This is a genomic window from Halorhabdus salina (assembly GCF_013839425.1).
Classification (GTDB): Archaea; Halobacteriota; Halobacteria; order Halobacteriales; family Haloarculaceae; genus Halorhabdus; species Halorhabdus salina.
On record NZ_JACDNP010000005.1, the window covers coordinates 236,316 to 243,709 of the forward strand.

At 61.4% G+C, this 7,394-nt stretch carries 7 protein-coding genes and 1 tRNA gene; 7 read left to right on the plus strand and 1 reads right to left on the minus strand.

What is annotated here, in order from left to right:
• Positions 1 to 42: 42 nt before the first annotated feature.
• From HZR20_RS09210 to HZR20_RS09230, 5 genes are read left to right on the plus strand one after another with little or no spacing between them, the layout of a single operon-like run.
• A complete protein-coding gene (locus tag HZR20_RS09210; RefSeq protein ID WP_181686292.1) occupies positions 43 to 882 on the plus strand; it encodes an NOP5/NOP56 family protein in 840 nt (279 codons plus the stop codon).
• Positions 879 to 1,505, plus strand: coding sequence for a fibrillarin-like rRNA/tRNA 2'-O-methyltransferase (locus HZR20_RS09215; RefSeq protein ID WP_181686293.1), 627 nt, complete (start codon positions 879 to 881; stop codon positions 1,503 to 1,505). Before HZR20_RS09210 ends, HZR20_RS09215 begins: the two co-directional genes overlap by 4 nt.
• Before the next feature lie 49 nt (positions 1,506 to 1,554).
• The gene (locus HZR20_RS09220) at positions 1,555 to 2,640 is read left to right on the plus strand and encodes a glutamate--cysteine ligase (RefSeq protein ID WP_181686294.1); all 1,086 of its coding nucleotides are present in this window, start codon (positions 1,555 to 1,557) and stop codon (positions 2,638 to 2,640) included.
• Positions 2,641 to 2,686: 46 nt separating this feature from the next.
• Positions 2,687 to 3,175: a winged helix-turn-helix transcriptional regulator gene (locus tag HZR20_RS09225; protein ID WP_181686295.1), complete on the plus strand. Its 489-nt coding sequence runs from the start codon at positions 2,687 to 2,689 to the stop codon at positions 3,173 to 3,175.
• A 54-nt stretch (positions 3,176 to 3,229) separates the two neighbouring features.
• Positions 3,230 to 3,724: a phosphopantetheine adenylyltransferase gene (locus HZR20_RS09230; RefSeq protein WP_181686309.1), complete on the plus strand. Its 495-nt coding sequence runs from the start codon at positions 3,230 to 3,232 to the stop codon at positions 3,722 to 3,724.
• On the opposite strand, the gene HZR20_RS09235 is transcribed toward HZR20_RS09230, so the two are convergent.
• Positions 3,725 to 4,033: a transcription initiation factor IIB family protein gene (locus HZR20_RS09235; protein WP_181686296.1), complete on the minus strand. Its 309-nt coding sequence runs from the start codon at positions 4,031 to 4,033 to the stop codon at positions 3,725 to 3,727.
• Positions 4,034 to 4,117: 84 nt separating this feature from the next.
• Here HZR20_RS09235 and HZR20_RS09240 point away from each other — a divergent pair.
• Positions 4,118 to 4,201, plus strand: a tRNA-Leu gene (locus tag HZR20_RS09240).
• 477 nt (positions 4,202 to 4,678) lie between these two features.
• A partial coding sequence (locus HZR20_RS09245) for an Eco57I restriction-modification methylase domain-containing protein (protein WP_181686297.1) occupies positions 4,679 to 7,394 on the plus strand: 2,716 nt, incomplete at its 3' end.

Sequence of the window (7,394 nt, forward strand, 5' to 3'; positions counted from 1 at the left end):
CGCTTTGCGGACATTTATCGACGTGGGTGCCCACCTCCCTGCATGGACAGCGACGACGGCTGGTTTCGGGGGCTCGATCCCGATGACGGGGCGGCCGCCGCCTCGGCGATCACAGAGGGTCGTGGTGACGACCCGGCCGACTGGCCGGCGATAGCGGTCGAGTCGGGGTTCGCCCCAGACAGGGAGACCTACTACGACCGACTTCGGGCAGCTACGATCGAGGCCGCCCAGACGGGTGTGACCAAACGTGAACAGGCCGACGATCAGCAGTTAGTACACGCGATCCGCTCGCTCGATGACTGTGAACGGACCGCCAACGAACTGGCAGAACGCGTCGCCGAATGGGCAGGGACGCGGTTTGAGGACGCTGGCACCGGGATCGAGTACGCCCGGGACCTCGCCGAACGCGAGCCGGGGGGTCCGGCCGAGGCTCGACTCATCAAGTTGGCCGGTCGCGTCGCGGGGCTCGCCGAGGAGGCAGCCACCTTGCGACAGTACGTCGAGACGGCCGCCCCGGATGTCGCGCCCAACCTCTCGGCGCTGGCCGGTCCCGTCCTGGCCGCGAGACTGATATCGCTAGCGGGCGGGCTGGAGACGTTAGCGAAGAAGCCAAGCGGGACAGTCCAGGTCCTGGGTGCGGAAGACGCACTCTTTGCCCACTTACAGGGATCGGCCCCGTCGCCAAAGCATGGGGTCATCTACACACACGAGTACGTGCGTGGCACGGATCCGGAGGACCGCGGATCGGCCGCCCGGGCGCTCGCGGGGAAACTCTCGATCGCCGCCCGGATCGACCACTACAGTGGGGACCGCCGCCCGGAACTGGAGGCGGAACTCGATGAACGCATCGAGGCAATCCAGTCGCGAGGTGGGAGCGAATGAGCCTTCCAGAAGGCGTCAAGCGGCGCTCGTTTGACAGGCAAGAGAGATTGGCGACGCAGGGCCCGCCGGTCTACGGCGAGCCAGTCGTCGACGGCTGGCGTCGCTGGGATCCGGACCGATCGAAACTCGGCGCGATGTTGGAGAAAGACATTGAAACGGATCTGCGCGGCGGCGAGACGGTGCTGTACCTCGGTGCAGCAAGCGGGACGACGGTGAGCCACGTCGCTGATTTCGCTGGCCCGACCTACGCGGTCGAGTTCGCGGCCCGACCGATGCGGGATCTGGTCGACGTGGCTCGCGATCGTGAGCGTCTGTTTCCATTGCTGAAGGACGCCAGAGCCCCGGAGACGTATGCACACGTCGTCGAGCCGGCGGACGTGATCGTCCAGGACGTAGCGACTCGCGGGCAGGCCGCAGTAGCATTGGCCAACCGTCGATTCCTGCGTGATGATGGCCGGTTGTGCATGGCGATCAAGGCCCGGAGCGAGGATGTTACCCAATCGCCCGAATCCGTCTTCGAGGACGTCATCGACTCGCTATCGACAGGATACGAGATTCTCGATCGCGCTCGGCTGGAGCCGTATCACGACGACCACCTTGCGGTGATCGCCCGGCCGCGGTGAGTGTGACGAACAGAACCCTTTAGCCCGACCGAATCCAACTGGCGAAGCGATGGCGACGGCTCCGGAAGATGTGTTCGACCGCCAGGGAACGCTGGGCATCGAGGAGGAATTCTACGTCGTTGACGATCACGGTCGACCGGTGTCCGGGACCGACACGCTCGTCTACGAAACCGAGCCGCCCGCGATTCTCGAGGACCGGCTGGACCACGAGTTGTTCAAAACGGTCATCGAAACCCAAACACCAGTAATCGCCGATTCGGCGACTGCGCGAGACCAGCTGGCCGCCGTTCGGGGCGCGCTGGTCGAACACGCTCGCGAACATGGGTTCGGAATTGCGGCTGCCGGCTTGCATCCAGCAGCCAAGTGGCGAGAGTTGGAACACGCCGAGAAACCAAGGTATCAGGCCCAGCTCGACCGGATTCAGTACCCACAGCACCGCAATACGACGGCCGGACTGCACGTCCACGTCGGCGTCGACGATCCCGACAAGGCTGTCTGGGTCGCCAACGAGATCCGCTGGCATCTCCCCGTCCTGCTGGCGCTGTCGGCGAACTCGCCGTACTGGAACGGGTTCGATACCGGATTGCAGTCTGCCCGCGCGAAGATCTTCGAAGGATTGCCAAACACCGGGATGCCGTCGGCCTTCGACTCCTTTGAGTCCTTTCAGACGTACGAAAGCCGGATGATCGAGACGGATTCGGTCGACGATCGCGGGGAACTGTGGTTCGATGTTCGCCCGCACACGGGGTATGGCACCGTCGAGGTGCGGACGCCCGACGGCCAGGCCTCGATCGATCGCGTGCTGGCGCTGGTCGAATACATCCAGGAACTGATCGTGGACCTGGCCGCCCGCTACGAGGACGGGGAGTCCGGGACGGACATCCGGCGGGAACTGCTCGACGAGAACAAGTGGCGAGCGATCCGGTATGGCCGGGAGACGTCGTTTGTGACGCGAGATGGCGAGGGAACTGTAGATCTGGAGGCAGTGATCCAGCGGGATCGTGACCGGCTGGATCTGTCGCGGATCGAGGCGCTGGTTGGGGCCGAAAGCGGGGCCGAGCGTCAGCGTCGACGCAAGACACAGGAGGGGATCGACGCTCTCTGTGAGTCGGTGCTGGTGGCCGATCCGCGGTAGCCAAGCATTTTTAGCGCCCGCCGACTTCTGTCCTCGTAGAAAGGACATGACCGACGAGTCAGCAACCGACGAGACGGGCGATGGCGACGACGTTCGCGAGCGACTCCAGGACGGGGCCGATCGTGCGGTCGAGGAGTTCGACGAGCGATTGATCGATTTACTGTCGTGGGTGCTGGACACGGAGACGCGGGCCCGGATTTACATCTACCTGCGGTCGACGGCAGACAGCACAAGCGAGGAGATTGCCGACGGGACCGGGCTGTACCCGAGTACGGTCCGGGAGGCGCTGGCGGAGTTACACGACGAAGGCGTCGTCACCAGAGCCAAGCGAGAACACGACGGGGCCGGGAACAATCCCTACGAGTACAGTGCGATCGCGCCGAGTGAGTTAGTCGGCGAGATCGTCGGCGAAGTCCAGGCGCAGTTGAACACGGTGGTCAATCTCGACTCCCACCTGCGCGAGGAAGATCAAGAGGAGGCAGACGAGCCAATCACGATCACCGTCGAGGATGCCGAGGAGACGGACGAGGAGTGACCGACAGGGTGCCGTTTCGAAGGCACTAAATCGGCCGCCACCATGGACAGAGACATGCAGATCGCGCTGGGGGGCACGTTCGATCCGATCCACGACGGCCATCGCGAGCTATTCGAGCGCGCGTTCGAACACGGCGACGTCACCGTCGGACTGACGAGCGACGAACTCGCTCCCGATACCCGGCAAGAAGGGCGACCGATCCGCTCGTATGCGGACCGACTGGCCGATCTGGAGGCGGAGTTATCCACCTTTGCCGAGGAATACGACCGGGAGTTCGAAATCCGGAAACTGGAGGAGCCGACCGGGATCGCGACGGAAGCACAGTTCGACGTGCTCGTCGTCTCACCCGAGACCGAGACCGGCGGCAAGCATATCAACGAGATCCGTCGGGAGAACGGTCGCGAGCCCTTAGAGATCGACGTCGTCGATCACGTCATGGCTGAGGACGGCGAACCGATCTCTTCGACGCGGATCGTCGCCGGCGAGATCGACGAACACGGCACTCTGACGCCCGATCGAGACGGTCGCGAGTCCGTAACTGAGCAGTGATTACCACTCGGGTGCGTCAAAGCCCGCCGTTTCGAGGAGTTCTTTCCAGTGTTGTTGGACGGTGAGTCGCGAGACATCCGCTGCCTCGGCGACGCTGCCCTGGGATCGTTGGTCGCCGGCGACCAGTGCGCCGACATAGACGCTGGCCGCGAGGATCGCCTGTTTGGATCGGTCTTCGTTCGGGACGTTAGTGAGGAATACGTCGGTCGCTCGCGACGTGGCGGTCTCGCTCAGGTCGAGTCTCTCGGCCACGGTCTCGATAGCCTCGATCCACTCCTCGTTTTCGACCTGATCGCGAGCGCGGTACATGGACGAGCCTTGGGTGGTCGCCGGTTTAAATCCCTGTGGGGCGAAGCGTCAGGTTCTTTTTCCGGGGCAGGAATTGTACGCTGGGCGCGGGTAGCCAAGCCAGGAAACGGCGCAGCGCTTAGGACGCTGTCCCGTAGGGGTCCGCCGGTTCAAATCCGGTCCCGCGCACTTCTCCGCGAGCAAAACCGCGAGCGGAGAGTGCGCCATAAGGATTTGAACCCTACGAGTAAGGCGCAGCGAACGCAGTGAGCGAGCATTTCTCGGTTCGGTTCAAATCCGGTCCCGCGCAGTGCGAGACGTGACCATCGGGAGCGTCTCGGGAAAGACGAACGGCGAGCAGAGCGAGTCGTGAGTCTCGGTGAACACGAACCATCCGTGATCGACCAGACTGCAAGGAAAGCCCCGGCTGGCTGAAATCGGGGGCCAAGCGAGAGCAAAGCTCTCGCTGCTTCTGGCTCGCTCCACTCGCCAGAACCTCGCTGCGGTCCTCACTCCGTTGCGGTCCTTGCGTCGGCCGCCGTCGTTCAGCCAGCCGCCCCTTTCGATCCACCCGATCGACGTTGGAAGTACCACAAGGCACGGGCACGTTGATCGTCGTGTTCGTCATCTATTTGTGGGCTCCGGAGCGCATTGTGTGTATCTCAAATGAGTCAGGCTACGCTGACCGATCGACCGTACGTCAATTCGAATTTATTCTCAGGCCATTATTTAGATGAACGTATTCAGAGCCGTGACGAATGGGAGTGCGATGAACTCGCCCGAGAGGCACTCGATGATTTGGAGTCACTATACGAGATGGAAGGGGCGCTCGTCGACGGATACGGAGAGGACGCGTTGGTCGACAACTGGATCGATGGCGTACTGGACGTGCTCGGTTATGGAAGCCAGAAGGAAGTGACGCTGCCGGATGGCGGCGGTTATGTGGACGAGTTGCTGTTCGAAGACGGTGAGGCACGGCGCGACGCGGCGGAGGTCTACCTGCGTACCGAAGATACCACGGATCTGTTCGAAGGTGGGGTCGGCCTCGTCGAAGCCAAGCAGTGGGACGCCGACTTCACCACGGAGTTCAGCGAGCGGCGACAGTATCGCAATGCGTCCCATCAGATCAAGCACTACCTAGAAAAGACGCCCTCGAACATTCAGTGGGGTATTCTGACGAACGGGCGTAAGTGGCGGCTATACGGGACGAAAGACTACGAGACACAGACGTACTTCGAGGTCGACCTACCGGAATTGATCGAACGCGGCGATCTTGAAGCGTTCAAGTATTTCTACGTCTTCTTCCGGCCCGAAGCGTTCCGTGAGTCGTCCGGGACGACGTTTCTTGACGAAGTGCGCTCCGAAAGTGAAACTGCGTCCCAGGAACTCGGAGAGGATCTGCAGGACAACGTGTTCACGGCCTTGCGGGTGCTCGGTCGTGGGTTCGTCGAGTCCAACGACATGGACATCGATCCCGACGACGAGGAGGCCCTGGCGGAACTCAAAGAGCAATCGCTCGTCCTCCTGTATCGGCTGATGTTCGTGCTCTATGCCGAAGCCCGGGAGTTGATCCATCCCGAGGAGCCGGGGACCAAAGACGAGTACGAGGAGAACTTCAGCCTTGACGCGCTCCGGTTGGAGATCCACGAGGAGATCGGCGAGGTCGACGAGGGATTCGACGCAGCGTTCAGCGAGTACTCGACGACGTACTGGAACCGTCTGGAGGATCTCTTCCGGCTGATCGACGAGGGCGAGGAGGATCTGGGCATCCCGCCATACAACGGTGGGTTGTTCGATCACGAGAAACACGAGTTCCTGACGGAGCACGCGGTGAGCAATCGCTATCTCGCCGAGGTGATCTACCGACTGTCGACGACGCGCAACGACGAGGGGCGGTACGTGCTGGCGGACTATGCGGATCTGGACACGCGTCACCTGGGGAGCGTCTACGAGGGTCTGCTCGAACACCAGTTCCGCATCGCGCCCGAGCAGTATGCGGCAGTCTCCGAGGACGGCGGCCAGGTTTGGAAAGCTGCCGACGAGGTGACTGTCGCCGATGCCGTCGAGACCGTGCCCGAGGGTGGGCTGTACGTTGTCAACGACGAGGGCGAGCGCAAGGCGACTGGGGCGTACTACACGCCGGATTACGTTGTGACGTACATCGTCGAGGAGACAGTCGGGCCGCTGGTCGAGGAGATCCGTGCGGAGTTAGCCGAACAGGGGTACGAACCGGGCACGCGGGAATTTCTCGCGCCATTCGTTCGCGAGATCACCGACCTCCGTATCCTGGACCCCGCAATGGGAAGCGGACACTTCCTCACAAAGGCGACGGGATACCTCGCAGACGAGGTGATGAGTGAGTACCGGGCGGTAGAAGTCGAGATGGAGCAAACTTTCGACGAGGAAGCCATTCGACGGGACATCGCCAAGGAGTGCATCTACGGCGTGGACGTCAACGGCATGGCGGTCGAACTGGCGAAGCTATCGATGTGGTTGGAGACGCTGGCGACCGACCAGCCCCTTGCCTTCCTCGATCACCACCTCAAGACCGGGAACTCCCTGGTTGGCTCGGACGTGACGGCGGTCCTCAGCGAGGACGACGAGGACGAGGACGGGCAATTGACGCTCACGCAGGCGTTCTCGCGGGTCCGGCGGAACACACTCGATCACGTCATGGACCTGATGGCCGACCTGCTGTCGATCGGCAACGAGACGTTGGACGACGTCCACTCGATGGAAGAGACGTATGCCGAAATTCGCGATGATCCGCTCTATCGGCGGCTGTTCGAGTTGACGACAGTCCACACCGCCGAGCAGTTCGGGGTGAGCGTGCCCGAGGACGCCTACGAGCAGATGGCCGACGCGATCGAGGACGAAGACGACTGGGCCGACATTCGGGAGGAAGACTGGTTCGAGGACGCCCAGGCGCTGGCCGACGAACAGACGTTCTTCCACTGGGAACTGGAGTACCCCGAAGTGTTCTTCGATGAAGACGGGGAGAAACGCGCGGATGCCGGATTTGATGCGGTGATCGGGAATCCGCCGTACGCACCGATTCAGCGCCTAAATGAAAAAGACACTCACTATTATAATGAAAAGTTCAATAATACGTTTGGAAATTACGACCTATATATCCCGTTTGTTGAAAAGGGAGCTGAAATCCTTGCATCCAGCGGAAAATTCGGATATATTCTACCAAATAAGCTATTCCAGGTGGACTATGGGGAGAAACTACGAGGGCAATTAGCATCTAATGCTTTGCTCTCTCAGATTGTAGATTTTGGATCTAATCAAGTTTTCAAAGAAGCTGCCACAACCTATACTGCACTATTGTTCCTTGATGAGAAGGAATCTGATGAAGTACTATATTGGGGATTGGAAG